The sequence below is a fragment of the Pseudomonas syringae pv. cilantro genome (assembly GCF_001293775.1).
GTDB classification, from domain to species: Bacteria; Pseudomonadota; Gammaproteobacteria; order Pseudomonadales; family Pseudomonadaceae; genus Aquipseudomonas; species Aquipseudomonas syringae_P.
The window spans coordinates 1-912 of record NZ_LGLN01000001.1 but is presented as its reverse complement, the minus strand read 5'-3'; the positions used below and the strand labels follow the sequence as shown (position 1 = coordinate 912).

3 protein-coding genes are annotated in these 912 nt (G+C 54.6%); all 3 read right to left on the bottom strand.

The window, feature by feature from the left end; genetic code table 11:
* Positions 1 to 21 precede the first annotated feature (21 nt).
* Positions 22 to 285 carry an Arc family DNA-binding protein gene (locus ABJ99_RS00010; RefSeq protein ID WP_122376880.1) on the bottom strand — a complete coding sequence of 88 codons (264 nt, stop codon included), beginning with the start codon at positions 283 to 285 and terminating at the stop codon, positions 22 to 24.
* The gene (locus tag ABJ99_RS28905; protein ID WP_080377945.1) at positions 275 to 520 is read right to left on the bottom strand and encodes a hypothetical protein; all 246 of its coding nucleotides are present in this window, start codon (positions 518 to 520) and stop codon (positions 275 to 277) included. The genes ABJ99_RS00010 and ABJ99_RS28905 overlap by 11 nt, the downstream gene beginning before the upstream one ends.
* The coding region (locus ABJ99_RS28550) for a hypothetical protein (RefSeq protein ID WP_195842892.1) at positions 517 to 912 on the bottom strand (396 nt) is incomplete at its 5' end. The genes ABJ99_RS28550 and ABJ99_RS28905, both read right to left, overlap by 4 nt.

The following is a 912-nucleotide window of genomic DNA, read 5'->3' as shown; positions in this document are numbered from 1 at the left end:
CAGTGAGTTTGCTCGCCATGATTATTGGCCCGCCTCAGAGAGTTGAACGACATTGCTCGCTGGCGTCCCGCCGTTGAGCAACACATCGATCACGGCCTTGAGCCTTGCGATCTCCTGCTCTTGCTTCAGGCTGCAGTCGATGCGGTGTACGCATTCGCTATTCATGGAGCGATGACTGGCTTTGGCTGCCATCGATAGCCGAGCTCTCATTCCCATCGGGAAACGAACAACAAACTTTTCGTCTTTGTCGTCGTCACGGATATTCACGGTTTCGCTATTCAACATGGCGTTCTCCATCATGGCTGAGGGGGGGTGCGCGGCGCAGTTGAGCGCGAGCATTGAGGCCGGCCCTGTGGTCGCTGGGTGTGAAAGAGGTGAAAATGGGCGAACATCCACCTTTGGTGAACTTGACGTGGCCACCGTGAGTGCGATGCACCGCCCATCCCTGCGAAATGGCGAAGTCAGCCAACGCCTGCAGAGATTTTTTTGCGCCTCGAATAGATGCAGGCATATTGCTCATGATCGTGCCCTCGCATTGCCGAAAGCAGCCGAGCGAAAGGGGATCTGGTAGCGGCGAGCTATGGCTTCACAACGCTTACGCGTTTGATTGAGCGACGCAGCTGCTGAAAAGAGTGATGAACCGGCAGTGCAGTGAGCTCTAAGCAAGCGTGCCAGCTCGGTATCGCTGAGCGCATTTGCTTTTTTCTGCTTCTGAGACTCAGTACCAGCCTTCAACAGGGCCGTTTTTTCAGCATTGATGATGAACGAAGGGTCATTCACACGCTGATCGGCTTCCACTCGTTGGATGGACCCTCCGCGATTGAAGTATTCCGTAATGGCCTTCTCGATCCGCAGCCTGTCTCTCTCTCGATCTGACTGACTGGGTAGATCCTCTTCAAGAATGTTGTGGTG

Excerpts from the sequence above, each read along its gene's own strand:
- ABJ99_RS00010 (WP_122376880.1), bottom strand. The coding sequence starts at position 285 with ATGTTGAATAGCGAAACCGTGAATATCCGTGACGACGACAAAGACGAA.
- ABJ99_RS28905 (WP_080377945.1), bottom strand. The coding sequence starts at position 520 with ATGAGCAATATGCCTGCATCTATTCGAGGCGCAAAAAAATCTCTGCAG.